This window comes from Streptomyces olivoverticillatus (assembly GCF_014203555.1).
In the GTDB taxonomy this organism is placed as follows: Bacteria; Actinomycetota; Actinomycetes; order Streptomycetales; family Streptomycetaceae; genus Streptomyces; species Streptomyces olivoverticillatus.
Map to the genome: position 1 here is coordinate 149,903 of NZ_JACHJH010000006.1, position 25,078 is coordinate 174,980.

Below are 25,078 nucleotides of genomic sequence, written 5' to 3' on the forward strand. Positions count from 1 at the left end.
GGGTGAGGGGTATGGCGACCAAGGACACCGGCGGCGGGCAGCAGAAAACCACGCGTACCACGGAAGAGGTCGAGGAGCAGGCGCAGGACGCGCAGGTCTCCGATGACCTCAAGGAGCGGCAGGAGAAGCTGTCGGACGACGTGGACTCCGTGCTGGACGAAATCGATGATGTGCTCGAAGAGAACGCCGAGGACTTCGTGCGCTCGTTCGTCCAGAAGGGTGGCCAGTAGCGCGTGTCCTCCGGCCCGCGCCCCAAGGAGGGGTGCGGGACCGGCGTCCGCGCCATCGGCGGTATCGTCCGTTCAGCATTTCAAGATCGAACTCGTGGAAGGAAACGCGTGGAAGCCAACCCTCGTAGCATCGGGCGTCTACCGGCTGCCTTCCTGACGCCTGGCTCGTCGTCCTTCATGGACTTCCTCGCCGAGCACCAGCCGGCGATGCTGCCGCGCAACCGGCAGCTGCCGGCACAGGGCGTCATCGAGGCCCCGCACGGTACGACGATCGTCGCGGCGTCGTTCCCCGGCGGAGTGGTGCTCGCCGGTGACCGGCGGGCCACCATGGGCAACATCATCGCCCAGCGCGACATCGAGAAGGTCTTCCCGGCCGACGAGTACTCGGCGGTGGGCATCGCCGGCACGGCCGGGCTGGCCGTGGAGATGGTCAAGCTCTTCCAGCTGGAGCTGGAGCACTTCGAGAAGGTCGAGGGCGTCCAGCTCTCCCTGGAGGGCAAGGCCAACCGGCTCTCCACGATGATCCGCAGCAACCTCGGCATGGCCATGCAGGGCCTGGCCGTGGTCCCGCTCTTCGCGGGCTGGGACGTCGACCGGCAGAAGGGCCGCATCTTCTCCTACGACGTGACCGGCGGGCGCTCCGAGGAGCACGGCTTCGCGGCCACGGGATCCGGTTCGCTGTTCGCCCGCGGTGCGCTCAAGAAGCTCTTCCGTGACGACCTGACGGAGAGCCAGGCCACCACCCTCGTCATCCAGGCGCTCTACGACGCCGCCGACGACGACTCGGCGACCGGCGGCCCGGACCTCGCGCGCCGCATCTATCCCATCGTCACCGTCATCACCGACGAGGGCTTCCGCAAGCTCACCGAGGCCCAGCTCTCCGAGGTCGTCCGGGCGATCCACGAGCGGCGGCTCGAGGAGCCGGACGGCCCGCGGGCCGCGCTCCTGTGATGTCCTCGTCACCCACAGAAAGGGACGGATAGCGGTGTCGACGCCGTTTTATGTCTCACCTCAGCAGGCCATGGCCGACCGCGCCGAGTACGCCCGCAAGGGCATCGCGCGCGGCCGCAGCGTCGTGGTCCTCCAGTACAACGATGGCGTTGTCTTCGTCGCCGAGAACCCGTCCCGCGCCCTGCACAAGGTCAGCGAGATCTACGACCGGATCGCCTTCGCGGCGGTGGGCAAGTACAACGAGTTCGAGAACCTGCGCATCGGCGGCGTGCGCTACGCCGACCTGCGCGGCTACACCTACGACCGCGAGGACGTCACCGCCCGCGGCCTTGCCAATGTCTATGCGCAGACCCTCGGCACCATCTTCTCCAGCGCGGGGGAGAAGCCGTACGAAGTTGAGCTGATCGTCGCCGAGGTCGGAGCCGGCCCCGAGGACGACCAGATCTACCGGCTGCCGCACGACGGCTCGATCGTCGACGAGCACGGCTCGGTGGCGGTGGGCGGCAACGCCGACCAGATCAGCAGCTATCTCGACCAGCGGCACCGGGACGGGATGACGCTGTCCGAGGCGCTCAAGCTCGCGGTCGAGTCCCTGACCCGCGACACCAACGGCGGCGAGCGCACGCTCACTGCCGAGCAGCTGGAGGTCGCGGTCCTGGACCGCACACGTCCGCAGCAGCGCAAGTTCAAGCGGATCCTGGGGCGGCAGCTCTCCCGCCTGCTGGAGGGCGACGGGGGCAGCGGCGCCGCGAAGGGGGCCCCGGAGGAAGCCGGAAACCCGGCCGACGACGACTAGGCCGTCTCCCCTTCTTTATTTGTTTTCCGCTGTCGCGTGTCTTGCTCAGACGCCGGGCGGGCCGGACACGGCCCGTCCGGCGTCTGCCGTCGAGGCGCGTACCACCAGCTCCACCGGCAGGGCCCGGGTGGCGACGGGCCCGCCGTCCAGGACGGCGATCAGGGCGCGCATGCCCGCCTCGCCCACGGCCTCCGCCGGCAGCCGGACCGTGGTCAGCTCCGGCTCCAGCGCGGTGGCCAGCGGCAGATCGTCGAAGCCGGTCACGGAGACGTCGTCCGGCACCCGCAGCCCCAGCCGCCGCGCGGCCTTGCAGGCGCCCGCCGCCAGCACGTCGCTGTCGCAGATCAGCGCCGTCGGGCGGGGGCCGGGCCCGGTGAGGGCCCGCTCGGCCGCCTGCCGCCCGGCATCCACATCGAGCCCGGCGGGCTCGGTGCGCAGCGTCGCGCCGGCGGCCCCGCGCAGGGCGTCGGCCAGGGCCCGGGCCCGCACCCGGAAGGTCCACGAGTCGATGTCGGCCGCGATGTGCGCCAGGTGCCGGTGGCCCAGCGCGAGCAGATGGTCCGTCACCTGCCGTATGCCGTCGGCGATGTCGAGGTTGACGGTCGCGGCAGCCTCCGGCCGCTCGGGGTCGCTGTCGAGCATCACCAGCGGCAGCCCGCCCTCGCGGATGTCCGCCAGCGCCTCGGCCGCCATGGAGGAGGCGATGACCCCGTCGAGCGTCGCCCGCGCGGAGGCGAAGGGGTCGCGGGCGGGCCCGGTGCCCTCGGGGGAGGGATAGAGCACCACGCCCACGCCGTGCTCGGCGGCGGCCCGGGCCGCGCCCGTGTAGACGCGGGCGAAGAATTCGTTGGTCAGCGCGGGCACCACCAGCAGCGCCGTGCGGGTGCGGCCCAGGCGCAGGTTCCGGGCGGCGAGGTTGGGCCGGTAGCCCAGGTCCCGGGCGGCCGAGCGGACGGCCTCGGCGGTGCGCTCGGAGACCCGGCCGCGCCACTTCCCGCCCATCACCAGGGAGACGGTCGCCTGCGAGACCCCGGCCGCGTGCGCCACGTCCCGGCTGGTCACACGGGCCGCGGCGGCGCCCCGCTCCCGCACGGCGGTCCGCCGTGCGCCCGGTCCGTCGCCGCGCCCGCCCCCACGCCCGACTTCCGCCACGCTGCGACGCCCCTCTCACTGCTGCCCCACGGCTGGACCCGCAGGCTGCGGCCATGGTACGTATAACTGGATTAGTTATACGTAAAACCGGGACTCCTTGGCCAGATGGCCGAAAGATCGAAGGTCCCGGGCTCAGGAAGGCGGACAATGGCAGGGGCGGCAGCGGGCGGCTACGGCAAGATGCTCAGAACGCAGCACGCGGCGCGACTGCTCATGGGCACGCTGGTGGGCCGGCTGCCGAATGCGACCGCCGCCCTGGCGATCGTGCTCTTCGTCCGCGCCGAAGGCGGCAGCTACACCCTCGCCGGAGCGCTCTCGGCCGTCTACGGCGTGGCCAACGCCGTCGGCCAGCCCCTGCTCGGCCGGGCCGTCGACCTCCACGGCCAGCCCAAGGTGATGCTGCCCTCGGCCGTGCTGGCCGCGCTCGGCATGACGCTGTTCACCGTCGTCGGCCTGCACCCGCTGCCGCTCTCCTACCTCGCGATGATCGTCGCCGGTGTCTTCACGCCGCCGCTGGAGGGCGGGCTGCGGGCCCTGTGGCCGTCCGTCCTCAAGAGCGAGGACGACCTCCACGCCGCCTACTCCCTCGACGCGATCGCCCAGGAGCTGATCTACGTCGTCGGTCCGCTGATCGTCACGCGGCTGGTCGCCTACTGGTCGGAGGCGGGCGCGCTGTTCGTCCTCAACGTCCTGGGCGTGCTCGGCGCCCTGGCGGTCGTCACCTCGCCGCCCTCGCGCCAGTGGCGCAGCGCCGCCCGCGAGGCCCACTGGCTGGGGGCGCTGCGCTCGCGCGGGCTGCTGGTGCTGCTCGGCGCGTTCTTCTTCATCGGCTCGGCCCTCGGCTCGATAGCCGTGGCGGCGGTCGCCTACGGCGACGGGCACGGCGGCGGCAACGTCGCCAGCTACCTGCTCTCGGCGCTGGGCGTCGGCGCCCTCATCGGCGGTTCCGTCTACGGCGCCCGGCAGTGGTCCGGCACGCCGGAGCAGCGGCTGCGGCTGCTGGTCGCCGGGCTGGCCCTGGGCTACGTGCCGCTGGTGCTCGTACCGGGCCCGGTGGCGATGACGATCCTGGCCACCGTTGCCGGTGTGTTCCTGGCCCCGTCGCTGGCCTGTGCGTTCGTCGTGGTCGACCGGCACGCGCCGCGCGGCACCGTCACCGAGGCGTTCTCGTGGCTGGTGACGTCCTTCGGCGTGGGCGCGGCCATCGGCACGGCCTTCGTCGGGCCCGCCGTCCAATACGGCGGTGCCAGGGCCGGGTTCTGGGTCGCGGTGGGCGGTGGGGCGGCCGCCCTGCTGGTGCTCGTGGGGGCGCGGCGCCACATGGCGCATCCCGAGGCGCACTCCGAGGTCGTGGCCCGGTCGGAAAATGATCGGAACGGTGCTGTCGAACCCGGTTTCACGGCAGGGCATCAGGCGTAGTGTTCAGGCATGGACCGCCGCATTTTCGGGCTGGAGAACGAGTACGGCGTCACGTGCACGTTCAGGGGACAGCGCCGACTGTCGCCTGACGAAGTGGCGCGCTACCTCTTCCGCCGTGTCGTTTCCTGGGGCCGCAGCAGCAATGTCTTCCTGCGCAACGGCGCCCGCCTCTACCTCGATGTCGGCTCGCACCCGGAATACGCAACTCCGGAGTGCGACAGCGTGACCGAGCTGGTCACCCACGACAAGGCGGGCGAGCGCATTCTCGAAGGCCTGCTCGTCGATGCCGAACGCCGCCTGCACGAGGAGGGGATCGCGGGCGACGTCTACCTCTTCAAGAACAACACCGATTCGGCGGGCAACTCCTACGGCTGCCACGAGAACTACCTCGTGGCGCGGCACGGGGAGTTCTCCCGGCTCGCGGACATCCTCATCCCGTTCCTGGTCACCCGGCAGCTGCTCTGCGGGGCCGGCAAGGTGCTGCAGACGCCGCGCGGCGCGGTCTACTGCGTCAGCCAGCGCGCCGAGCACATCTGGGAGGGCGTCAGCTCCGCCACCACCCGCTCGCGCCCGATCATCAACACCCGTGACGAGCCGCACGCCGACGCCGAGCGCTACCGCAGGCTGCATGTGATCGTCGGCGACTCCAACATGTCCGAGACGACCATGCTGCTCAAGGTCGGCGCCACCGACCTCGTCCTGCGTATGATCGAGGCGGGCACCGTGATGCGCGACCTGACCCTGGAGAATCCGATCCGGGCCATCCGCGAGGTCAGCCACGACATCACCGGCAGACGCAAGGTGCGCCTGGCCAGCGGCCGCGAGGCCTCGGCCCTCGAGGTCCAGCAGGAGTACTACGAGAAGGCCGTGGACTTCTGCGAGCGCCGCGGCATTCGTACGGGCACGGTCGAGCGGGTCCTGGAGCTGTGGGGCCGCTCCCTGGAGGCCATCCGCGACGAGAATCTGGACCTGATCTCCACCGAGATCGACTGGGTGATGAAGTACCAGCTCATCGAGCGGTACCGGGCCAAGAACAACATCACCATGTCGCATCCGCGAGTGGCCCAGATAGACCTCGCCTATCACGACATCCACCGCCGCCGGGGCCTTTACTACCTGCTGGAGAAGCGGGGGCAGGCGGCCCGGGTGTGCAACGACCTCAAAATCTTCGAGGGAAAATCGGTTCCCCCGCAGACCACCCGGGCCCGGCTGCGCGGCGATTTCATCCGCCGTGCCCAGGAACAGCGCCGGGATTTCACCGTCGACTGGGTGCACCTCAAGCTCAACGACCAGGCGCAGCGGACGGTGTTGTGCAAAGACCCCTTCCGGTCCGTCGACGACCGGGTGGAGAAGCTCATCGCCGGAATGTGAGCGCCAGAAGGCCGGCCGGAGGCCGCCCACGGCGGGTTGTGCCCCGGGTTCCGCGGACCCGGGGCACAACCGTGTCGGACGGGGTTGATCGGCGGGAAACAGCCCGTAGAGTGACGCACACTGCCCAGCGACCCCTATAGCCCGAGTTGGACTCCATGAACCACACGAAGAACGCGCGTCGCCTTGCCGCGGCGTTGGCCGTGCCCGTCCTGCTGCTGACCGCCGCGGCGTGCGGTTCCGACAAGGGCGGCGGCTCGTCCGACGCCAAGGTCAAGGTGACGGGGTCCTTCGGTCAGAAGCCCGAGATCTCGGCCCCGAAGGACGCCAAGCCCGCGGACAAGCTCGTCGTCAAGACCCTGACCGAGGGCAAGGGCGAGAAGGCGGAGAAGGGCTCCTTCGTCCGGCTGGACTTCGCCGGACAGACGATGAAGGACAACAAGCCGCTGGGCGGCACCTGGGAGACCCAGGACCAGCCGGCCAAGGGCCCCCGCCGCCAGATGGTGCAGCAGCTCGGCCAGCCCAGCCAGGAGATGCCGGCCAAGGTGCTGGACGCGGTCGTCGGCCAGAAGGCGGGCAGCCGGATCGAGGTCGAGGGCACCGCCAAGGCGCTGATCGGCGACCAGCTCAACCCGCAGGCGGGCGTGAAGCCGGAGGACGGCCTGATCTGGGTGATCGACGTGGTGGGCGCCCAGAAGGTCGACTCCAAGGCCGAGGTCAAGGGCGACATGGCCAAGCCGGAGTCGGGGATGCCCGAGGTGAAGATCAATTCCCAGAAGGCCGCCGACATCACCATCCCCAAGGACGAGAAGGCGCCGTCCGACCTCAAGGAGCAGGTGCTCATCAAGGGCAGCGGCGCCGAGGTCAAGGCCGGTGACGGCCTGATCGCGCAGTACACCGGCGTCAAGTGGGAGGACGGCCAGAAGTTCGACTCCTCCTGGGACCACTCCGGGGCGACCGCCTTCCAGATCGGCACCGGCTCGGTCGTCAAGGGCTGGGACCAGGGTCTGGTCGGCAAGCACGTGGGCGACCGGGTGCTGCTGGTGATCCCGCCCAAGCTGGGCTACGAGGGCCAGGCGCAGAGCGGCCTGGACAAGAACACCCTGGTCTTCGTCGTCGACATCGTCGGCAAGGCCTGATCCCCCGGGCGTCCGCCGAGGCGGGTCTGCCAGAATTGCACGGTTGTCTGTATTCGTTCCTAGGAGCAGTTTCGTGAGCATCGACAAGCCCGAGATCGACTTCCCGGGCGGCAACCCGCCGGCCGACCTCGAGATCACCGACATCTGGGAGGGCGACGGCGCGGTTGCCGAGGCGGGCGCCTTCGTCAAGGTCCACTACGTCGGCGTGGCCTTCTCCACCGGCGAGGAGTTCGACGCGAGCTGGAACCGCGGCGGCCCGCTGGAGTTCAAGCTCGGCGCCGGCCAGGTCATCGCGGGCTGGGACCAGGGCATCCAGGGCATGAAGGTCGGTGGCCGCCGCAAGCTGGTCATCCCCGCCCACCTCGCCTACGGCGACCGTGGCGCCGGCGGCGCGATCAAGCCGGGCGAGACGCTGATCTTCGTCTGCGACCTGATGGGCGTCTGAGTCCTCTCGCAGGACCCCCGAGGGCCCGCGCCGGTTACGGCGCGGGCCCTCGGCTTTTGCCGTACGACCGGTGGGCGGTACGGTCAACGGTTGAGAGCACAAGTAGAGAGGGCGTCGATGGCGATTGCCAAGGCCGAGCGGCTGATGAACCTGGCGCTGTGCCTGCTGGGCACCCGTCGTCCGCTCAGCAAGCGGGAGCTGCGCTCCTCCATCGAGGCTTACCTCGAAGCCTTCGGGCCGGGACACCACGCGGCCTTCGGACCGGGCGGCACTGCAACGTCCGGCCCCCGGGCAAGTGCGGCCTCCGGCCAGGGCAGCGGCGCCTCCGTCACCGCGGCGGGCAGCGAAGACGCCTTCAACCGGATGTTCGAGCGCGACAAGGACGATCTGCGCGAGCTGGGCCTGATCATCGAGACCGTCGAGGGCATCGACGGCGAGACCGGCTACCTCGCCCGCCGCGACAGCAACCGCCTGCCGCCGATCACCCTCGACGTCGAGGAGGCCGCGGCGCTCGGCCTCGCCGCCAAGGTCTGGCAGCAGGCCCGGCTCGCCGGTGCCGCCAGCGGCGCGCTGCAGAAGCTGCGGGCCGCGGGCATGCCCCTGGCCGAGGACCTCTACGGCAGCCACAGCGCCCTCGAGACGCGCATCCCCGTCCACGAGGCCGCCTTCGAGCCGCTGATGCTGGCCGCGCGCGACCGCCGCGTCGTCGTCTTCGATTACCGCAAGGCCAACGCCGTCCGCCCCGAGCAGCGCAAGGTCGAGCCCTGGGCGCTGGAGTGCTGGCGCGGCCACTGGTACCTGGCGGGCTGGGACCGCGACCGGCAGGCCGAGCGGGTCTTCCGGCTCTCCCGGATCACCGGCAAGGTCCGCTCCCGCGCCCTGGCCTTCACCGCCCCCGTGCCCGACCACGTCACCGTCCGCGAGACGGTCTCGACCTGGGCGGGCGAGACGGCCACCGGTACGGCGAAGATCAAGGTCCGGGCGGGCCACGGCTATCCGCTGCGCTCCCGGGCGCTGAACATCCGCGACCTGGACGACGGCTGGGACGAGCTGGAGATCCCCTACGGGCACGGGCTGGACGCCTGGCTCGTGGAGTTCGGCCCCGACGTGGTCGTGCTCGAACCCGCCGAACTGCGGGCCGAAGTGATCGACCGCCTGCGCGCCGTGGCCAAGGGCTGAGAGGAACGGGACCGACTTCTTATGGCCACCAACGCCATCGACCAGACGCGGCGCATGCTGTCCTTGGTCACCTACCTGAGGGAACGCCCCGGTGCCCGGGTCAGCGACGTGGCGCGCGCCTTCGGCATCACCGAGGACGAGCTCATCGGCGACCTCGACGTGCTGCCCATGTGCGGCACCAGCTTCCGCGGCGGCGACCTGCTGGACATCGACACCGACGGCGACCGCATCTGGTGGCACAACCCCGACGCGTCGGGCACCAGCACCGGCCAGCCCCTGCGGCTCGCCGCCGACGAGGCCACCGCACTGCTGGTGGCCGCCCGCGCGGTGGCCACCCTGCCCGGACTGCGGGAGAGCGACCGGCAGGCGCTGCTGCGCGCCACCGCCAAGATCGAGGCCGCCGCCGGGGAGGCCGCGGGCGCCAGCTCCCGGCTGTCGGTGACCTTCGAATCCGAGGGCGGCGTCTTCGCCGACGTCGACCGGGCCATCGCCGAGCGCCGACGCGTCTGGCTGCGCTACTACTCGCCCGCGCGCGACGAGCTGACCGAGCGCGAGGTCGACCCCATCCGGCTGTTCGTGGTCGGCCACACCTACATGGAGGCCTGGTGCAGGCTCTCCGAGGCGCGGCGCACCTTCCGCCTCGACCGGGTGGCCGAAATCCGACTGCTCGACGAGGCCTCCGACCCGCCGCCCGTCGAGCTGCGCGACCTCTCAGAGGGGCTGGTGCAGCCCGCCGCCGAGGACCCCGAGGTCGTCATCGAGGTCGGGCCCGGCGGGCGCTGGGTCGCCGAGTACTACCCGCACGACAGCGCCGAGGAACTGCCCGAAGGCGGCCTGCGGATCACCCTGCGCACCCCCGACCCGGCCTCGCTGCGCCGCCTGGCGCTGCGGCTCGGCCGGGACGGGCGGATCGTCTCCCCGCCCGCCCCCGCCGAGGCCGCCCGGGACGCGGCCCGCGAGGCGCTCGCGGCGTACGGCGAGTAAGGCGTACGGGGAGTCAAGGCGCAGTCGGGAGCGAGAGGAAGGACAGGGAGAGTGGATGGGGACGTGATGGACGTGCGAACGACGGCGGCCGCGGTCTTCAAGGCCGCCTGCCCCGACTGCCGGGGCAGCTTCGAGCTGGCGGCGGGCGCACTGCGGCTGGCGATCGGCGCCAGCGACCGCACCACCTTCTACTCCTTCACCTGCCCCGACTGCGGCTCCGCCGTCCGCAAGCCGGCCGGGGAGCGCATCGTCGAGCTGCTGACCGGCGGCGGCGTACGCACCCTGCGGCTGCACATCACGGCCTGACCGGACAGCGCGATCCGGCCGATTCCCCTTCCCCTCGATAGGCTCCCTCCATGCTCTGGCCCATGCTCGCCATCGCCCTCGGATTCTGCGGTCTCGCCGTGCTGGGGGTGCTCGCCGTGCGCGTCTTCGCCGAGGTGCGGCGGCTGTCCCGGGCGGTGGCCGAGGGCTCGCAGCGCATCACCCGGGCCGCGGAGGACCTGGAGCGGGCCGCGACCCCGCTGGCCGCGCAGACCGCCCAGGCACTGCGGCAGGAGTGACAGGGTCGGCTCCGCCGCCCTCTTGCTGTGTGGGGGCGGACGGTACGCTGGTCGAGGTGGCCCTGTTGACGAGGCGGAGGGTCGCGACTGGGAGTATGCCCAGGGGTTGCCCAGCGTTCACCCCTGAGCGTTACGATCGCTGACGTACGACTGATGGACATATGTCCGATCGGTCGGTCAGCCCCACACCCATGCCGCTTCGGTGAGAAGGTACCCACATGTTCGGACGGCTCGGAGCCCCCGAGATCATCCTCATTCTTGTCGTCATCGTCCTGCTGTTCGGTGCGAAGAAGCTTCCGGACATGGCGCGCTCCCTCGGCAAGTCCGCCCGCATCCTCAAGAGCGAGGCGAAGGCCATGCGCTCGGAGGGCCAGGACAATGCCGCCGCTCCGGCCGACCCGCCCGCCGAGAACCAGGCCCCGCGTACGATCAAGGCCGCGCCCGGCGATGTGAACTCCCGCCCGGTGACCGAGCCGAGCGACCGTACGACGCAGCGCTGACCCAGGACGACTGAGGCGGACGCCCCCGGGGCCCGCCTGCCGCACGAGATAGGGACGTGGGTTGCCCAAGCCTGCCCGCAAGAAGGAGAAGGACCCCGAGGGGCGGATGCCCCTCGCGGAGCACCTGCGTGAACTGCGCAACCGGCTGGCCAAGTCGGTCTTCGCGATCGTGGTGGTGGCCGTGGTCGCGGCCTTCTACTACAAGGACATCATCGATGTCTTCAAGCACCCGATCCAGGACGCGATCGGCTGCAAGGTCTCCTTCGCGGAGCTCGCGAACAAGGGAGACCGCAAGACCTGCGGCAACATCACGATGTCGGGTCTCGTCGGACCGTTCACCCTGATGGTGAAGGTCTCCCTGGTCTCCGGCGTCGTGCTCTCCAGCCCGGTGTGGCTGTATCAGCTGTGGGCCTTCCTCGCCCCCGGCCTGCACAAGAACGAGAAGAAGTACGCGCTCAGCTTCGTCGCGGCCGGCGTCCCGCTGTTCGCCGCGGGCGGCTTCTTCGCGTACAAGATCCTGCCCGCCGCCGCGACGGTGCTCATCGACTTCACGCCGTCCGGCGTGGACAACCTGCTGCCGCTCGACGAGCTCATCGACCTCGTCACCCGGCTGGTGGTGGTCTTCGGGCTCTCCTTCGAGCTGCCGCTGCTGCTGATGATGCTCAACTTCGGCGGCGTGCTCTCCGGCCGCCGGATGCTCGGCTGGTGGCGCGGCATGATCATGGGCGTCACGATCTTCGCGGCCGTGGCCACGCCCACCGTCGACCCGTTCTCGATGTTCGCCCTGGCCGGGCCGATCATCCTGCTGTACTTCATCGCCGTCGGCATCGCGCTGCTCAACGACAAGCGCAAGCGGGAGTCCAACCCCGACCACATGCTCGCCGACGACGAGGCGGCACCGCTGGACCTCACCCCGCAGTCCATCGGCGACTCCGAGCCGATGCCCGCACTGCCCGAGCAGTCCACCAGCGGCAGCCCCTCCGGCCACCGCAGCGGCTACGACGACGTGACCTGACCGGGTCCGTCACATCGGAGAGCCGGCCACGCCCCGGGGCGGTCGCGAGCATCGCGGCCGCCCCGCGGCGCTGGGCCGGGCGCCCCATGGGCCGGTAGGGTCGCGCGCGTGAGCAGCGACATCACGTTATTCGTCAACCCCACGGCAGGCCGCGGCCGCGGCGCCCGCGCCGCCCAGCCCGCGGCCCAGGTGCTGCGCGAGGCCGGATTCGCCGTCCGCACGGTGGTGGGCGAGAACGCCCCCGACGCGCTGCGCCGGGCCCGTCGGGCCGTGGCGGAGGGCACCGGAGCACTGGTGGCCGTCGGCGGCGACGGCGTGACCTCGCTGGCGCTGCGCGCCGTCGCCGGCACCCTGACCCCGCTCGGCGTGGTGGCCGTCGGCACCGGCAACGACTTCGCCCGCGCCCACGGCCTGCCCGTGCGCAGCCCCGCCGCGGCGGCCCAGCTGATCGCCCGGGAGCTCAAGGGCGACGGCGGCCGCGCCGTCGACCTCGGCAGGGTGGGGGAGGGCTACTTCGGCACCGTCCTCGCCTCCGGCTTCGACTCGCGCGTCAACGACCGCGGCAACCGGATGCGCTTCCCCTCCGGACGGCTGCGCTACGACGTGGCGCTGCTCGCCGAACTCGCCGCGCTGCGGCCCGTCCCCTACCGCATCCGGTTCGACGACGGGCCCGAGCAGCACGTCGAGGCCACCCTGGTCGCCGTCGGCAACGCCTCGTCCTACGGCGGCGGCATGCGCATCTGCGCCGACGCCCGGACCGACGACGGGCTCTTCGACATCACCGTCGTCGGCCCCTGCAGCCGCGCCACGCTCCTCGCGGTCTTCCCCAAGGTCTACCGCGGCACCCACCTCGGCCATCCGCTGGTCACCACCCACCGCGCCGCCAAGGTGACGCTCGCCGCGGAGGGGATCACCGGCTACGCGGACGGCGAACCGCTCGGACCGCTGCCGCTCACCGCCGAGACCGTCCCCGGGGCGGTGCGGCTGCTGGGGGCCCGGTGCTGAGCGGGCCCGCCGGCGGGGGTCGCCGGGAGAACGCCGATAAAGATCGGGTGGCTGTCGGAGGCGCCCGGTAGGCTCGTAGACAAGATGACCGACGACATGTCCCCTGCTGAGCGCTACGCCCTGGCACGGCAGCGCGCTGCGGAGCAGGCCACCGCACTCGCTCCCTTCCGCGAGATGTACGACTTCGAGCTCGACCCCTTCCAGATAGAGGCGTGCCGCGCCCTGGAAGCGGGCAAGGGAGTGCTGGTCGCCGCGCCGACCGGCTCCGGCAAGACCATCGTGGGCGAGTTTGCCGTCCACCTGGCCCTCACCCAGGGCCGCAAATGCTTCTACACCACGCCCATCAAGGCGCTGTCGAACCAGAAGTACAACGACCTGGTGAGGCGCTACGGCGCCGCCAAGGTCGGCCTGCTCACCGGCGACAACAGCGTCAACGCCGATGCCCCGGTGCTGGTGATGACCACCGAGGTCCTGCGCAACATGCTCTACGCGGGCTCGCAGGCGCTCAACGGCCTCGGCCACGTGGTGATGGACGAGGTGCACTACCTCTCCGACCGATTCCGCGGCGCCGTCTGGGAGGAGGTCATCATCCACCTCCCGGAGTCGGTGACCCTGGTCTCCCTGTCCGCCACCGTCTCCAACGCCGAGGAGTTCGGCGACTGGCTGGACACCGTGCGCGGCGACACCGAAGTGATCGTCTCCGAGCACCGGCCCGTGCCGCTGTGGCAGCACGTCCTCGCCGGGCGGCGGATGTACGACCTGTTCGAGGAGAAGGACACCCCCGACGGCCGCCCCGGCTCCGCCCGCCGCGAGGTCAACCCCGACCTGGTGCGGCTGGCCCGGATGGAGAACAGCCGCCCCATGGGCGGCCGGGACCGCCGGCGCGGCCGCAATCTGCGCGAGGCCGACCGGGAGCGCGAGCGCCGCCAGCGCAGCCGCATCTGGACGCCCAGCCGGGTCGAGGTCATCGAGCGGCTCGACGCCGAGGGCCTGCTGCCGGCCATCACCTTCATCTTCAGCCGCGCCGGCTGCGAGGCCGCCGTCCAGCAGTGCCTCTACGCGGGCCTGCGGCTCAACGACGACGAGGCCCGCGCCCGCGTCCGCTCGATCGTCGAGGAGCGCTGCGCCGCCATCCCCGACGAAGACCTGCACGTCCTGGGCTACTTCGAGTGGCTGGAGGGCCTGGAGCGGGGCATCGCCGCCCACCACGCGGGCATGCTGCCGACCTTCAAGGAGGTCGTCGAGGAGCTGTTCGTCAAGGGCCTGGTCAAGGCCGTCTTCGCCACCGAGACCCTGGCGCTGGGCATCAACATGCCCGCCCGCTCGGTCGTGCTGGAGAAGCTGGTGAAGTGGAACGGCGAACAGCATGCCGACATCACCCCCGGCGAGTACACCCAGCTCACCGGGCGCGCCGGGCGGCGCGGCATCGACGTCGAGGGCCATGCGGTGGTGCTGTGGCAGCGCGCCATGGATCCGGGAGCGCTCGCGGGCCTCGCCGGCACCCGCACGTATCCGCTGCGCTCCAGCTTCAAGCCCTCGTACAACATGGCCGTCAACCTGGTCTCGCAGTTCGGCCGGCACCGCTCGCGGGAGCTGCTGGAGACCTCCTTCGCCCAGTTCCAGGCCGACAAGTCCGTCGTCGGCATCTCCCGCCAGGTGCAGAAGAACGAGGAGGGGCTGGCCGGTTACCGCGAGGCGATCACCTGCCACCTCGGCGACTTCGACGAGTACGCACGGCTGCGCCGCGAGCTCAAGGACCGGGAGACCGAGCTCGCCAAGCAGGGCGCGGTGCAGCGCCGGGCCGCCGCGGCGACGGCGCTCGAGCGGCTCAAGCCGGGCGATGTGATCCACGTGCCGACGGGCAAGTACGCCGGGCTGGCGCTGGTGCTGGACCCGGGGCTGCCCGCCGGGCGCACCGACCGCCACCGCGGCTTCGAGCACCACGACGGGCCGCGCCCGCTGGTGCTGACCGCCGAGCGGCAGGTCAAGCGGCTGGCCGCGATCGACTTCCCGGTGCCCGTCGAGCCGCTGGAGCGGATGCGCATCCCCAAGTCGTTCAACCCGCGCAGCCCCCAGTCCCGCCGCGACCTCGCCTCCGCGCTGCGCACCAAGGCCGGGCACCTCGTGCCGGAGCGGCACCGCAAGTCCCGTGCGGCCGCCGCGGACGACACCGATATCGCCCGGCTGCGGACCGCGATCCGTGCGCATCCCTGCCATGGCTGCGACGAGCGCGAGGACCACGCCCGCTGGGCCGAGCGCTACCACCGTCTGCAGCGCGACACCCGCCAGCTGGAGCGGCGCATCGAGGGGCGTACGAACACCATCGCGCGCACCTTCGACCGCATCTGCGCGCTCCTGTCCGACCTGGACTACCTGCACGGCGACCAGGTGACGGAGGACGGCCGCCGGCTGGCCCGGCTCTACGGCGAGCTGGACCTGCTGGCCTCCGAGTGCCTGCGCGAGGGCGTCTGGGACGACCTCAAGCCCGCGGAGCTTGCGGCCTGTGCCTCGGCGCTGGTCTACGAGTCGCGGGCGGCCGACGACGCGGTGGCCCCGAAGCTGCCGACGGGCCCGGCCAAGGAGGCGCTGGCCGAGATGGTCCGCATCTGGGGCCGGCTGGACGCCCTGGAGGAGCAGCACAAGATCAACCAGGCGGAGGGCGTGGGGCAGCGGGAGCCGGACCTCGGCTTCGCCTGGCCCGCCTTCCGCTGGGCCTCCGGGCACGGCTTGGACGAGGTGCTGCGGGAAATCGAGATGCCCGCGGGCGACTTCGTCCGCTGGTCCAAGCAGCTGATCGACGTCCTGGGGCAGATCGCGGCGGCGGCGCCGACGGGCAGCCCGGTCGCGCGCAACGCCCGCAAGGCGGTCGAGGGCCTGCTGCGCGGGGTCGTGGCGTACTCGTCGGTCGGGTAACGGCCTGCTGTGCCCCGGGCCTCGGGCCCGGGGCACAGCCGTGCTCAGCCTTGGTCGCGGCGGCGCCTGGTCAGCAGATACGTGGCCACCGAGGCCAGGGTCGCGGCCAGCGCGGCCGTGCCTGCGATCACGATGGCCAGCTCGGTGGGAGAGATCCCCGAGCCGTCGCCCCCACCGTCGTCCCCGCTGTCGTCCTCGTTGTCGCTCGGGACGCCGTCCGCGTCGTCGTCCGGCGCCGGATCGTCGGGGGTGTCGGTGTCTTCCTCGTCGAACGCCGGTGCTGCCACCGTGAGTCGGCCGTCGTGCCCCCCGGGCGCGGCCTGACCGTTCGTCATCACTGGGCGGTGCGGGCTCGGGAAGGCGGCGCCGGCTTCGGCGGCGGCCGTCAGCGCGAGGGCCGCCGCGGCCAGGCATGCCAGGGCGGTCTTGCCGGTTCGGTTGTACGTCATGGTGTTCAGGCCGCCGCTTCCGTCTCCTGCTCCGCCTCGACCTGTTGGTTCCACTCGCTTTTGGACGCCTGCCAGCCGTCCTCGTCATGGCCGCGCCGCCAGTAGCCGGACACCGACAGCCGCTCGCGGGGCACCTCGCGCTCCAGGCGCAGATGGCGGCGCAGCTCCTTCACGAAGCCCGCCTCACCGTGCACGAACACCTGCACGTCATCGGAGGGGAAGTCGAGCGAACGCACGGCGTCGACCAGCGCCCGGCCGACCGGCGCCCCGTCACGGTGCAGCCAGACGATCTCCACGCCCGCGGGCAGCTCCAGCTTCTGCTCCTCCCGGGCGTCGGCGACCTCGACGAAGGCCCGGACCACCGCCCCCTCGGGCATCCGCTCCAGCGAGGCCGCGATGGCGGGCAGCGCGCTCTCGTCGCCTGCCAGCAGGTGCCAGCCGGCCGCCGGATCGGGGGCGTAGGCGCCGCCGGGCCCCCGGAAGAGGATCTCCTCGCCCGGCCGGACCCGCAGCGCCCACGGGCCCGCGAGGCCCTCGTCGCCGTGCACGACGAAGTCGATCGTGAGCTCCCCGGCCGCGCGGTCGAAGGAGCGCACCGTGTACGTCCGCGTCCGCGGCCACTGCTCGCGCGGCAGGTCGCGGCGGACGGCCTCGATGTCGAAGGGCTCGGGGTAGGTCACGCCCTCGACAGGGAAGAAGAGCTTGACGTAGTGGTCGGTGTACGTGCCGGCGCCGAACTCCGCGAGCCCCTCGCCGCCCAGCACCACCCGCATCATGTGCGGCGTCAGCCGCTCGGTGCGCACCACGTGCGCCCGGGTGACGTTCTGTTTCTTTCTCTGAACCGGACGGTCCGCCATGGCGTTTCTCCCCTGATCACCTGAAGTTAGGTCTACCTAAGTTAACAGTTCACCGCTCCAGCGCGGTGAGCAGTCGCTGGAGCGAACCGCCCAGGCCCCAGCGCTCCGCGAGGGCCCCGAGCGCCTCGGCGTCGCGCGGGGCGCACGGCAGCGCCGCGTCGAACGGCGCCAGCGGCACGTCCGAGGCGACCCGCACCACCTTCGGCGCGACCGCCAGATAGGGCCGGGCCTCCTCCAGCCGCTTGCGCTGCGCCGGGCTCAGCTTGGCGGCCGGGTCGTCCACCGCGGCCAGGATCCCGGCCAGGTCGCCGAAGGAGGCCAGCAGCTTCGCCGCGGTCTTCTCGCCGATGCCCGGCACCCCCGGCAGCCCGTCGCTGGGGTCGCCGCGCAGCAGGGCCAGGTCCGCGTAGCCCGGCCCGTCCACGCCGTACTTCTCGCGCAGCACCGCCTCGTCCACCGCCTGCAGGGTGCCCACGCCCTTGACCGGGTAGAGCACCCGCACCCCGCGCCGGTCGTCGACGAGCTGGTAGAGGTCGCGGTCGCCGGTGACGATGTCCACCGGCCCGCGGGCCTGCCCGGCGAGCGTGCCGATCACGTCGTCGGCCTCGTACCCCATGGCGCCGACGCGGGCGATGCCCACCGCGTCCAGCACGGCCTCGATCACCGGGACCTGGGGGGAGAGTGTGTCGGGGGTCTCCTCCTCGTCGGGCGCGCCCTCGATCTCCTCCGCGACCCGGTGCGCCTTGTAGGACGGGATCAGCTCGACCCGCCACTGCGGGCGCCAGTCGAAGTCCATGCAGGCGACCAGGTCGTCGGGGTGGTGGTCCTGGACCAGGCGGGCGATGAAGTCGAGCAGGCCGCGGACCGCGTTCACGGGCGTGCCGTCGGGGGCCTTCACCGATTCCGGCACCCCGAAATAGGCGCGGAAGTACAGGGAAGCGGTGTCGAGGAGCATCAGGCGTCGGGTCACGCACCGATCATGCCGTACCCCACCGACATGTGAACCGGGTCACTGTTCCGTTTGCCCTGAATGACCTGGGGCAGGCGCGAGCCGGAAGTGGGCCCGGCGGGGGACGGGCCGAAGTGCGACCCGAGAGGTTTATGTGTCCAGGCTGAAGGCCGAGCACCTGTACAAGGTGTTCGGCAGACGACCCGAAGCCGCCGTCCAGCGGCTCGAAGGCGGCGCGAGCCGCGACGAGCTGCGCGCCGACGGCACCACGGCGGCGGTCATCGACGCCTCTTTCGAGGTCGAGGCCGGCCAGATCTTCGTGGTGATGGGTCTGTCCGGATCCGGCAAGTCCACGCTGCTGCGCATGCTGAACGGACTGCTGGAGCCGACCGCCGGACGCGTCCTGTACGACGGCCGGGACCTGACCGCCCTCTCCGCGCGCGAGCTGCGCGAGGTGCGCTCGCGCAACATCAGCATGGTCTTCCAGCACTTCGCCCTCTTCCCGCACCGCAGTGTGCTGGACAACGCCGCCTACGGCCTCGAGGTGCGCGGAGTGCCGCGCGAGGAGCGCCGCGAGCGGGCCGCCGAGGCCCTGGAGCTCGCCGGCCTCGGCGGCTGGGAGTCCTCCTGGCCCGACGAGCTGTCCGGCGGCATGCAGCAGCGCGTCGGCCTCGCCCGCGCGCTCGCCACCGACGCGGACCTGCTGCTGATGGACGAGTCCTTCTCCGCCCTGGACCCGCTGATCCGGCGCGATATGCAGGACCAGCTGCTGGACCTGCAGAAGCGGCTGAAGAAGACCATCGTCTTCATCACCCACGACCTCAACGAGGCCATGCGCCTGGGCGACCGCATCGCCGTGATGCGCGACGGCCGGATCGTCCAGAACGGCACCGCCGAGGACATCCTGGTCCGCCCGGCCAACGACTACGTGGCCTCCTTCATCCAGGACGTGGACCGCTCCCGCGTGCTCACCGCCGGCTCGATCATGGACCGGCCCGCCGGGGTGCCGGACGGCGCCACGACGGTCGGCACCGAGACGCCCGTCTCCGAGCTGTTCGCCCCCTTCTCGCACAGCGGCACCCCCGTCGCCGTCACCGACGAGCGGGGCGAGCTCGCCGGGGTCGTCACCCGGGACCGGCTGCTCGCCGCGCTCGCGGAGCCCGGTGCGGATCCCGGTGCGGATCCCTCCCCGGCGACCGGAGCGGAGGTGACCGCCCGTGCCTAGGATCTCTCTCGGCGGCTGGGCCGAGGACGCGGTCGGCTGGCTGCAGTCCCACCTCTCCTGGCTCTTCGACGCCATCAACACCGTCCTGACCGGCATGTACGACGGCGTGAACGCCGCGCTCGGCGCGCCCGGCGCCCTGTTCACGGCCGGCATCCTCGCCGTCGTCGCCTGGTGGCTGCGCGGCCTGCTCGCCGGTGTCCTGGCCTTCGCGGGCCTGGCGCTGATCGACTCCCTCGGGCTGTGGCACCAGGCGATGGCGACGCTCTCGCTCGTCCTGGTCGCCAGCGTCATCACGCTCGTCCTGGCCGTGCCGCTGGGCATCTGGGCCGCCCGCGACCGGCGGGTCAGCGGTGCGCTGCGGCCCGTCCTGGACGTCATGCAGACGATGCCCGCCTTCGTCTACCTGATCCCGGGCGTGATGTTCTTCTCGATCGGTCCCATGCCGGGCCTGATCGCCACCATCGTCTTCTCCATGCCGCCCGGCGTGCGGATGACCGAGCTGGGCATCCGGCAGGTCGACGGCGAGCTCGTCGAGGCCGCCAAGGCCTTCGGCACCACCCCGCGCGACACCCTCTTGCGGGTGCAGCTGCCGCTCGCCCTGCCGACCATCATGGCGGGCGTCAACCAGGTCATCATGCTGGCCCTGTCCATGGTCGTCATCGCCGGCATGGCGGGCGCGGGCGGCCTCGGCGAGGCCGTGTACGCGGCCGTCACCCAGGTGAACATCGGCGGGGGCGTCGAGAGCGGCCTCGCGGTCGTCGTCCTCGCCATGTACCTGGACCGGATGACCGGCGCCCTCGGCAAGCGGGTCTCCCCGCTCGGCCGCCGCGCCTCGGCCAAGGCGGCCGCCACGGCGGCCCGCCGCAGCCCGGCCTTCCTGAGCCACCGGCCCGGCACGGCCGTCGCCGCCGTCGGCGTCGTGGTCCTCGCGCTCGTCGCGGGCGGGATGCACCTGGTGAGCGACGACGGCGGACGGCAGAGCGTGGCCGCGGGCAAGAACGTGGGCCGGGGCCAGAGCATCAAGCTCGGCTACTTCCCCTGGGACGAGGCCGTCGCCGCCACCTACCTGTGGCAGAACGTCCTGGAGGAGCGCGGCTACAAGCCCGACGTCAAGCAGCTCGACCCGGGCCCGCTGTACACCGCCCTGGCGCAGGGGAAGATGGACGTCCAGTTCGACTCCTGGCTGCCCACGACGCACAAGCAGTACATGGACCGCTACGGCGACAAGCTCAGCGACCTCGGCTCCTGGTACGGCCCCACCTCGCTGGAGCTGACGGTGCCCTCCTACGTCAAGGGCGTCGACTCCCTCGCCGACCTCAAGGGCAAGAGCGCCCAGTTCGGCGGGAAGATCGTCGGCATCGAGTCCAGCGCCGGGATGATGGGCAAGCTCAACGACACGGTCCTCAAGGCGTACGGGCTGGACGGGGAGTACAAGGTCGTCTCCTCCTCCACCTCCACGATGCTCGCCGAGCTGGACCGGGCCATCAAGAAGAAGGAGCCCGTCGTCACCACCCTGTGGTCGCCGCACTGGGCGTACGACAAGTACGACCTGAAGAAGCTCAAGGACCCCAAGGGCGCCTGGGGCCAGGGCGAGCAGATCCACTCGGTCGGCAAGAAGGACTTCGCCAAGGACTTCCCGCGCGTCGCGCAGTGGGTGAAGGACTTCAAGATGTCCGACAAGGACCTGGCCTCCCTGGAGTCGGCGATCCAGGGCGGCGGCAAGGGCAAGGAGAAGGACTCCGCCCGCCGCTGGCTCGACGCCCGCCCGGGCCTCGTCGACAAGCTGGCGCCCGTCGGGACTTAAGGGCGCAGTCTGACGAACAGGCGTACGGTGGGGTGGTGTCCGCGTCCAGGAGCAGCCGCCCGGCCGTACGCCGTGTCGTCTCCCTCGTCCCCTCGCTCACCGAGGCCGTCGCCGTCACCGAGCCCGGACTGCTGGTCGGGGCCACCGACTGGTGCGAGCACCCCGCGGAGCTGGACGTGGCGCGGGTCGGGGGCACCAAGAACCCCGACACCGCCAGGATCGTAGGCCTCGCCCCGGACCTCGTCATCGCCAACGAGGAGGAGAACCGCGCCCCCGACCTCGCGGTGCTGCGTGCCGCCGGGATCGAGGTGCTCGTCACCGAAGTCCGTACGCTGCCACAGGCGTTCACCGAGCTGGAGCGGGTGCTGCTGCGCGGCTGCGGGCTGCCGCGGCCGGCCTGGCTGGACGAGGCGCGCGAGGCGTGGCGGGAGGTGCGGGCCGACGGGCCGTCGCTGAGGGCCGTGGTGCCGGTGTGGCGCAGGCCGTGGATGGTGCTGGGGCGGGACACTTTCGCCGGTGACGTCCTGGCCCGGCTCGGCGTGGCCAACATCCATGCCGCACACGCCGAGCGCTACCCCCGCATCCCGCTCGACGAGCTGAACGTGTGCGGCGCGGAGCTGGTGGTGCTGCCCGACGAGCCGTACCGCTTCACGCGCGACGACGGCCCCGAGTCCTTCCCGGGGCTGCCGTCGGCGCTGGTCAGCGGGCGTCATCTCACGTGGTACGGGCCATCGTTGGCGCAAGCGCCACGGGTACTGGCCGCGGCGCTGCGAGCAGCCGGCCGCTGACCAGCCCGGCCGCCGTCCGCGCACCCGCCACCGCCCAGGCGGCGACCAGCAGCACGTACAGCGCCACCGCCAGCCAGGACAGCGCGTCCAGCCCGGTGTGCCGGGCCAGCGCGGCGGCGCCCGTCACACAGGTGCCGATCGGGAAGGTGAAGGCCCACCAGGTCATCGTGAAGCCCATGCCGCGGCGGTGGGCCCGCACCACCATCGCCGTCGCCAGCACCAGCCACAGCAGCGCGAATCCGGTCACGGGGACGCCGTAGAGCACCCCGAAGGCGGCCATCGCCCCCGCGTACGACCCTCCGACGGCGCCGTGCGCCGCGTCGGCGAGGTTGTTCACGGCCGTGGTGGACTGGCCCAGCGGGCCGAGGACAAGGAACATCGCCGGCGTCAGGGCGAGCGGCAGCGGCCCGTGGTGGACCAGCCGGGAGAAGACCGCCGACAGGATGAGCAGGGTGGCCAGCAGGCTCATCCCGAACAGGGCGTAGCAGCCCAGCAGCATCGCCTGGCGCCACTGTCCGGCCGGCAGGTGCGGCACGAGCGCCGGACCGAGCGCGGCGGAGACCATGGGGGCGACCACCGGCAGCAGCCACACCGGGGACGCCTCGCCCGGGGCGATGCGGTGCCGGGTGACCATCAGATACGGGATGGCCGCCGTCGCGGCCAGGCCCACGACGGTGCCGGCCACCCACAGGGTCGCGTCGACGGCGACCGCGGCGCTCTCGCCGACGACCGCCGAGCCCACCGAGAGCGTGGCGCCGCCGACCGCGAGCAGGGCCATGGCCAGACAGCCGTAGAAGGGGGCGACGGCCGGGTCGGCCAGGTGGCGTCCGGCCTGGTCGCGATGGCGGGCCCAGTGCCCGGCGCGGGCCGTGAGCAACGCGAGGAGCAGCACGGCGGACAGCGCCCACACCACCTCGCACGCTCCCCGCAGCCCTGGCGGCCGGACCGGCAGCGCCGCCCCGGCGCTCGCGACGATCGCGGTGCCCATGACGGTGGCGTACCAGTTGGGGCCGAGGTGGCGGAGGGGACTTTCGTTGCTCATGCCATCTACCTTCGCCCGGGGGCGAGGCCCTCACCAGGGACCATAGGGCTATGAGGGCATAAGCTGAAGTTATGAGTGACTCACTGCCCGTGCCGCTGGCGCACCGCGTGCCCGACCTCGCGGCGCTGGAGCTGCTGCTGGCCGTGGCCCGGCTGGGCAGCCTCGGGCGGGCCGCCCGGGAGCTGGGCATCACCCAGCCCGCCGCCAGCGGCCGGGTGCGCAGCATGGAGCGGCTGCTCGGGGTCGCGCTGGTCGAGCGCTCGCCGCGGGGCTCGCGGCTGACGGACGCCGGGGTGCTGGTCACGGACTGGGCGCGCAGGATCGTGGAGGCGGCCGAGGCCTTCGACGCGGGCGCGCAGGCGCTGCGGTCGCGGCGGGACTCGCGGCTGCGGGTGGTGGCGAGCATGACCATCGCCGAGTACCTGATGCCCACCTGGCTGGTCGCGCTGCGTGCGGAGCGGCCCGGCACGGCGGTCTCGCTGCTTGCGGGGAACTCGGCGGCCGTCGCCGAGCGGCTGCGCGCGGGCGAGGCCGACCTGGGCTTCGTCGAGGGGCTCCAGGTGCCGCCGGGGCTGGACGGCGTCGTCGTCGGCCGCGACCGGCTGATGGTCGTGGCCGCGCCGGGGCACCCCTGGGCCCGGCGCCGGGCGCCGCTGGAACCGGGGGAGCTGGCGGCGACGCCGCTGGTGCTGCGCGAGCGCGGGTCGGGCACCCGACAGGTGCTGGATGCGGCGCTGGCCGCGCACGGGGGGCTGGCGGAGCCGCTGCTGGAGCTGGCGTCGACCACGGCGGCGAAGGCCGCGGCGGTGGGTGGCGCAGGGCCGTCCGTCCTCAGCGAGCTCGCCGTCGGCGAGGAGCTGGCGGCCCGCCGCCTGGTGGAGATCCCGGTGGCGGACCTGGAGCTCCGCCGCGACCTTCGGGCGGTCTGGCCCGCGGGCCACTACCCGGCGGGCCCGGCGCGGGACCTGCTGGGCCTGACGTGGTCGCCGGCCGGGCAGCGCGCCTGACGCGGTTCACCACTCCAGGAGCAGCCTCGCCGGCGCGATGACGTTGATGCCCGGCTCGTACACCCGCTCCTGGCCCCGGACCAGGCGCAGGCCGGGGCGGTGCCGCATCAGCGCGGTGAGGCCGGCCCGGGTCACCGTCCGGGCCAGGTTGACGCCCAGGCAGTAGTGCAGGCCCTGGGAGAAGTGCAGGCTGCTGCCCAGCAGCGGGCGGTGCGGGTCGAAGGCGTCGGGGTGCGGGAAGTGCCGCTCGTCGCGGTTGGCCGAGGCGGTCAGGGCCCAGACGGCCGCACCCGCCGGGATCACGACGCCGCCCACCTGCGCATCGGCCGCCGTCTTGCGGAACACCCCGAGGGCGAGCCCCGAACGCCGCAGGGTCTCGTGGAACAGCCCGTCGAAGCGGGCGGGTTCCTCCCGCAGCGACTCCCAGCGCTCCGGCTCGCTCAGCAGCTCGTTGCAGAGGTTGACCAGGGCGAAGCCGGTCGGCCGGATGCCCGCGGTGACGATGTCGAAGCTGAAGAAGCTGATCAGTTCTTCGTCGCTGTACTGCGCCTCGCCCCGCGCCACCTTCCGGGTGAGCAGGCTGATCAGATCGTCCCGCGGCGCGCGCCTGCGCTCGGCGATGACGCCCGCGAGATAGCCCTCCCACTCCTTGACGTCCTTGGCGTAGCCGAGTTGGAGGTGCTCGGGCGGCTGACCGAAGAAGAAGTCGTTGAGCGCCCGGTGGTAGCGCAGGATGCGGTCGTGGTCGGCGGCGGGGAGCCCGGCCAGCTCGATGACGATGTCCGCCGACAGCGGCCGTGCGTACGCCTCGACGAGGTCGGCCGGGGGCTCGGCGGGGAACGCGCGCACGTGCCGCTCGGCGATCCCGGTGATCCGCGACTCCAGGCGCGCCACGCCCCGGTGGGAGAAGTACTGCGTGACCGGCCTGCGCAGCCGCTCGTGGACCGGCGACCCGTCGAACCCCATGTTGGGCGCCGCGAACGTGCAGGTGTCCTCCAGGACTTCGCGGACCTCGGCGGGAACGCCCGCCAGGATGAAGGAGCGGGTGGAGGACGGGAAGAGCTCCGCGTCCTTGAGGATCCCCGCGACGTCGTCGTACCGCGTGACGACCCAGGTGCCGAGTTTCTCGCTGAAGAAGACCGGCGCCTCGTCCCGCAGCCGCTTCAGCAGCGGGTGCAGGCCGGGGGAGCCGGGTGTGAGGAAGGTGGTGGATATGGATTCGGGCGAGAGCGCCGGGCAGTGGTCCGCCCCGGCGCCCGCCCCCGTCGTGATGTCGGACGGCTCTGACAACGTCTTCC

At 72.1% G+C, this 25,078-nt stretch carries 25 protein-coding genes; 19 read left to right on the forward strand and 6 right to left on the reverse strand.

Features of this window, described 5'->3' with window-relative positions:
• The first annotated feature begins 11 nt into the window (after positions 1–11).
• The 3 genes from FHS39_RS20125 to prcA all read left to right on the forward strand — a co-directional run bounded on the left by FHS39_RS20125 (position 12) and on the right by prcA (position 1,977).
• On the forward strand, positions 12–230 hold the full coding sequence (locus FHS39_RS20125; protein WP_184350758.1) for a ubiquitin-like protein Pup: 219 nt from the start codon (positions 12–14) through the stop codon (positions 228–230).
• A 108-nt stretch (positions 231–338) separates the two neighbouring features.
• On the forward strand, positions 339–1,181 hold the full coding sequence (gene prcB, locus FHS39_RS20130; protein ID WP_184350759.1) for a proteasome subunit beta: 843 nt from the start codon (positions 339–341) through the stop codon (positions 1,179–1,181).
• 34 nt (positions 1,182–1,215) lie between these two features.
• Positions 1,216–1,977 carry a proteasome subunit alpha gene (prcA, locus tag FHS39_RS20135; RefSeq protein ID WP_184350760.1) on the forward strand — a complete coding sequence of 254 codons (762 nt, stop codon included), beginning with the start codon at positions 1,216–1,218 and terminating at the stop codon, positions 1,975–1,977.
• Between the two features lie 45 nt (positions 1,978–2,022).
• Here prcA and FHS39_RS20140 read toward each other — a convergent pair whose 3' ends face one another.
• On the reverse strand, positions 2,023–3,024 hold the full coding sequence (locus FHS39_RS20140; RefSeq protein ID WP_184351094.1) for a LacI family DNA-binding transcriptional regulator: 1,002 nt from the start codon (positions 3,022–3,024) through the stop codon (positions 2,023–2,025).
• A 252-nt stretch (positions 3,025–3,276) separates the two neighbouring features.
• Between FHS39_RS20140 and FHS39_RS20145 the strand changes: the two genes are divergently transcribed.
• The 12 genes from FHS39_RS20145 (at position 3,277) to FHS39_RS20200 (ending at position 15,659) form a co-directional block, all read left to right on the forward strand.
• The gene (locus tag FHS39_RS20145; RefSeq protein WP_246470368.1) at positions 3,277–4,548 is read left to right on the forward strand and encodes an MFS transporter; all 1,272 of its coding nucleotides are present in this window, start codon (positions 3,277–3,279) and stop codon (positions 4,546–4,548) included.
• 9 nt (positions 4,549–4,557) lie between these two features.
• Positions 4,558–5,919 carry a Pup--protein ligase gene (gene pafA / locus FHS39_RS20150; RefSeq protein ID WP_045932030.1) on the forward strand — a complete coding sequence of 454 codons (1,362 nt, stop codon included), beginning with the start codon at positions 4,558–4,560 and terminating at the stop codon, positions 5,917–5,919.
• A 155-nt stretch (positions 5,920–6,074) separates the two neighbouring features.
• Entirely contained in the window at positions 6,075–7,055 is a 981-nt protein-coding gene (locus FHS39_RS20155; protein ID WP_184350761.1) for an FKBP-type peptidyl-prolyl cis-trans isomerase, read from the forward strand.
• Positions 7,056–7,128: 73 nt separating this feature from the next.
• Positions 7,129–7,500, forward strand: coding sequence for an FKBP-type peptidyl-prolyl cis-trans isomerase (locus FHS39_RS20160; protein WP_184350762.1), 372 nt, complete (start codon positions 7,129–7,131; stop codon positions 7,498–7,500).
• A 117-nt stretch (positions 7,501–7,617) separates the two neighbouring features.
• Positions 7,618–8,679 carry a helix-turn-helix transcriptional regulator gene (locus FHS39_RS20165; protein ID WP_045932033.1) on the forward strand — a complete coding sequence of 354 codons (1,062 nt, stop codon included), beginning with the start codon at positions 7,618–7,620 and terminating at the stop codon, positions 8,677–8,679.
• Between the two features lie 21 nt (positions 8,680–8,700).
• Positions 8,701–9,663 carry a helix-turn-helix transcriptional regulator gene (locus FHS39_RS20170; RefSeq protein ID WP_184350763.1) on the forward strand — a complete coding sequence of 321 codons (963 nt, stop codon included), beginning with the start codon at positions 8,701–8,703 and terminating at the stop codon, positions 9,661–9,663.
• 66 nt (positions 9,664–9,729) lie between these two features.
• Positions 9,730–9,969: a hypothetical protein gene (locus FHS39_RS20175; RefSeq protein WP_045932035.1), complete on the forward strand. Its 240-nt coding sequence runs from the start codon at positions 9,730–9,732 to the stop codon at positions 9,967–9,969.
• Between the two features lie 50 nt (positions 9,970–10,019).
• A complete protein-coding gene (locus FHS39_RS20180) occupies positions 10,020–10,226 on the forward strand; it encodes a hypothetical protein (RefSeq protein WP_045932036.1) in 207 nt (68 codons plus the stop codon).
• Positions 10,227–10,444: 218 nt separating this feature from the next.
• Complete coding sequence (gene tatA / locus FHS39_RS20185; protein WP_184350764.1) at positions 10,445–10,726, forward strand: Sec-independent protein translocase subunit TatA; 282 nt, start codon at positions 10,445–10,447, stop codon at positions 10,724–10,726.
• A gap of 61 nt (positions 10,727–10,787) precedes the next feature.
• Complete coding sequence (gene tatC, locus FHS39_RS20190; RefSeq protein WP_184350765.1) at positions 10,788–11,741, forward strand: twin-arginine translocase subunit TatC; 954 nt, start codon at positions 10,788–10,790, stop codon at positions 11,739–11,741.
• Between the two features lie 108 nt (positions 11,742–11,849).
• Positions 11,850–12,746, forward strand: coding sequence for a diacylglycerol kinase (locus FHS39_RS20195; protein ID WP_184350766.1), 897 nt, complete (start codon positions 11,850–11,852; stop codon positions 12,744–12,746).
• 84 nt (positions 12,747–12,830) lie between these two features.
• Positions 12,831–15,659, forward strand: coding sequence for a DEAD/DEAH box helicase (locus tag FHS39_RS20200; protein ID WP_184350767.1), 2,829 nt, complete (start codon positions 12,831–12,833; stop codon positions 15,657–15,659).
• A gap of 44 nt (positions 15,660–15,703) precedes the next feature.
• Here the strand turns inward: FHS39_RS20200 and FHS39_RS20205 are convergent, their stop codons facing one another.
• The 3 genes from FHS39_RS20205 to FHS39_RS20215 are packed head-to-tail and all read right to left on the reverse strand — an operon-like array spanning position 15,704 to position 17,935.
• Positions 15,704–16,108 (reverse strand): hypothetical protein, encoded by a 405-nt coding sequence (locus tag FHS39_RS20205; RefSeq protein ID WP_184350768.1) that lies wholly within the window; start codon positions 16,106–16,108, stop codon positions 15,704–15,706.
• A 5-nt stretch (positions 16,109–16,113) separates the two neighbouring features.
• Entirely contained in the window at positions 16,114–16,965 is an 852-nt protein-coding gene (locus tag FHS39_RS20210) for a siderophore-interacting protein (protein WP_184350769.1), read from the reverse strand.
• A 49-nt stretch (positions 16,966–17,014) separates the two neighbouring features.
• The gene (locus FHS39_RS20215; RefSeq protein ID WP_343069659.1) at positions 17,015–17,935 is read right to left on the reverse strand and encodes a 5'-3' exonuclease; all 921 of its coding nucleotides are present in this window, start codon (positions 17,933–17,935) and stop codon (positions 17,015–17,017) included.
• Between the two features lie 133 nt (positions 17,936–18,068).
• On the opposite strand from FHS39_RS20215, the gene FHS39_RS20220 reads away from it, so the two are divergent.
• The 3 genes from FHS39_RS20220 to FHS39_RS20230 are packed head-to-tail and all read left to right on the forward strand — an operon-like array spanning position 18,069 to position 21,731.
• Complete coding sequence (locus FHS39_RS20220) at positions 18,069–19,139, forward strand: betaine/proline/choline family ABC transporter ATP-binding protein (RefSeq protein ID WP_184350770.1); 1,071 nt, start codon at positions 18,069–18,071, stop codon at positions 19,137–19,139.
• Positions 19,132–20,943 (forward strand): glycine betaine ABC transporter substrate-binding protein, encoded by a 1,812-nt coding sequence (locus FHS39_RS20225; protein ID WP_184350771.1) that lies wholly within the window; start codon positions 19,132–19,134, stop codon positions 20,941–20,943. The genes FHS39_RS20220 and FHS39_RS20225 overlap by 8 nt, the downstream gene beginning before the upstream one ends.
• Before the next feature lie 35 nt (positions 20,944–20,978).
• Positions 20,979–21,731: a helical backbone metal receptor gene (locus FHS39_RS20230; RefSeq protein ID WP_184350772.1), complete on the forward strand. Its 753-nt coding sequence runs from the start codon at positions 20,979–20,981 to the stop codon at positions 21,729–21,731.
• Here FHS39_RS20230 and FHS39_RS20235 read toward each other — a convergent pair.
• Positions 21,658–22,773: a TDT family transporter gene (locus FHS39_RS20235; RefSeq protein ID WP_184350773.1), complete on the reverse strand. Its 1,116-nt coding sequence runs from the start codon at positions 22,771–22,773 to the stop codon at positions 21,658–21,660. The two genes, FHS39_RS20230 and FHS39_RS20235, sit on opposite strands and share 74 nt — an antisense overlap.
• 71 nt (positions 22,774–22,844) lie before the next feature.
• Between FHS39_RS20235 and FHS39_RS20240 the strand changes: the two genes are divergently transcribed.
• Positions 22,845–23,780: a LysR family transcriptional regulator gene (locus FHS39_RS20240; protein WP_184350774.1), complete on the forward strand. Its 936-nt coding sequence runs from the start codon at positions 22,845–22,847 to the stop codon at positions 23,778–23,780.
• Positions 23,781–23,786: 6 nt separating this feature from the next.
• On the opposite strand, the gene FHS39_RS20245 is transcribed toward FHS39_RS20240, so the two are convergent.
• A complete protein-coding gene (locus FHS39_RS20245; RefSeq protein ID WP_184350775.1) occupies positions 23,787–25,070 on the reverse strand; it encodes a cytochrome P450 in 1,284 nt (427 codons plus the stop codon).
• Positions 25,071–25,078: the final 8 nt, after the last annotated feature.

What these genes read in the sequence shown, in the direction of transcription:
- pafA (WP_045932030.1), top strand. Translation starts at nt 4,558, where the DNA reads ATGGACCGCCGCATTTTCGGGCTGGAGAACGAGTACGGCGTCACGTGC.
- FHS39_RS20155 (WP_184350761.1), top strand. Translation starts at nt 6,075, where the DNA reads ATGAACCACACGAAGAACGCGCGTCGCCTTGCCGCGGCGTTGGCCGTG.
- FHS39_RS20175 (WP_045932035.1), top strand. Translation starts at nt 9,730, where the DNA reads ATGGACGTGCGAACGACGGCGGCCGCGGTCTTCAAGGCCGCCTGCCCC.
- FHS39_RS20205 (WP_184350768.1), bottom strand. Translation starts at nt 16,108, where the DNA reads ATGACGTACAACCGAACCGGCAAGACCGCCCTGGCATGCCTGGCCGCG.
- FHS39_RS20145 (WP_246470368.1), top strand. Translation starts at nt 3,277, where the DNA reads ATGGCAGGGGCGGCAGCGGGCGGCTACGGCAAGATGCTCAGAACGCAG.
- FHS39_RS20200 (WP_184350767.1), top strand. Translation starts at nt 12,831, where the DNA reads ATGACCGACGACATGTCCCCTGCTGAGCGCTACGCCCTGGCACGGCAG.
- FHS39_RS20180 (WP_045932036.1), top strand. Translation starts at nt 10,020, where the DNA reads ATGCTCTGGCCCATGCTCGCCATCGCCCTCGGATTCTGCGGTCTCGCC.
- tatA (WP_184350764.1), top strand. Translation starts at nt 10,445, where the DNA reads ATGTTCGGACGGCTCGGAGCCCCCGAGATCATCCTCATTCTTGTCGTC.
- FHS39_RS20240 (WP_184350774.1), top strand. Translation starts at nt 22,845, where the DNA reads ATGAGTGACTCACTGCCCGTGCCGCTGGCGCACCGCGTGCCCGACCTC.
- FHS39_RS20165 (WP_045932033.1), top strand. Translation starts at nt 7,618, where the DNA reads ATGGCGATTGCCAAGGCCGAGCGGCTGATGAACCTGGCGCTGTGCCTG.
- FHS39_RS20210 (WP_184350769.1), bottom strand. Translation starts at nt 16,965, where the DNA reads ATGGCGGACCGTCCGGTTCAGAGAAAGAAACAGAACGTCACCCGGGCG.
- FHS39_RS20170 (WP_184350763.1), top strand. Translation starts at nt 8,701, where the DNA reads ATGGCCACCAACGCCATCGACCAGACGCGGCGCATGCTGTCCTTGGTC.
- FHS39_RS20125 (WP_184350758.1), top strand. Translation starts at nt 12, where the DNA reads ATGGCGACCAAGGACACCGGCGGCGGGCAGCAGAAAACCACGCGTACC.
- FHS39_RS20235 (WP_184350773.1), bottom strand. Translation starts at nt 22,773, where the DNA reads ATGAGCAACGAAAGTCCCCTCCGCCACCTCGGCCCCAACTGGTACGCC.